Annotated in this window: 2 protein-coding genes; both read right to left on the bottom strand. The window is 27.8% G+C overall.

Annotated features, from left to right (window positions below; genetic code table 11):
* Window positions 1-102: AIR carboxylase family protein (locus tag AMN78_RS04270; RefSeq protein WP_425304102.1), on the bottom strand; the 102-nt coding region annotated here is incomplete at its 3' end.
* Window positions 103-440: 338 nt separating this feature from the next.
* Window positions 441-647 (bottom strand): acyl-CoA thioesterase (locus AMN78_RS04220; protein ID WP_218836531.1); only part of this gene is annotated, 207 nt, incomplete at its 5' end.

Below are 647 nucleotides of genomic sequence, written 5' to 3'. Positions count from 1 at the left end.
ACTAACAATTGATAATTGAAATTTAATCTTAAGAGTCTTTAGAATTTTTTCGCATTCTTTCATCACGGAATAATCGGATTTGGACCCCATAATGATTGCCACTTTGTTATTCAGTTTATTACGCTTCACAGATTAATTTAACAATTATTAATATAAAAACAATGGCCTAATTAAATTAAGCCACTGGTTTATTTAGGAGGAAAGATTAAGCTCGAACTCTAAAATTGAGAAATTTTGGACTATTTTGAAGTTCGAACAGAGAGATTTTTTTGAATTTCTTATTAATGTTAGTTTTTAATTTGTTTTTTTTTAATAATTTAATTTTCATGATTCCTTTTAATTTATTTTAATCACAACGAGTATTGCTGATTTTGCAAACTTGAGTTGAATATAGTTTATAGCGAAAATTTAGGCAGATATTAGGCGTTTCTTGGCCAAATTTAAATTTTTTCAAAAAAATCTTTAGTAAGTTTTTTAATCGACCCACTTCGATCTACAACTGCTAGTTCCACTTCTGCGCTGACAAGAGTTTCTGTATCTTTTTTCACCTTTTGAAGCAAGCTTAGTCTAACGTTGGTTTTTTTTAAAACAGTTGTTTCAACACTTAAATTGTCCTCAAAAACAGCAGATTTTAGATATTTTATGTT

Origin of the sequence: Candidatus Pelagibacter communis, assembly GCF_001179945.1 — a bacterium.
Classification (GTDB): Bacteria; Pseudomonadota; Alphaproteobacteria; order Pelagibacterales; family Pelagibacteraceae; genus Pelagilacustribacter; species Pelagilacustribacter ubique_A.
The sequence above is the reverse complement of the archived record's forward strand: the minus strand, read 5'-3'. Positions and strand labels throughout refer to the sequence as shown.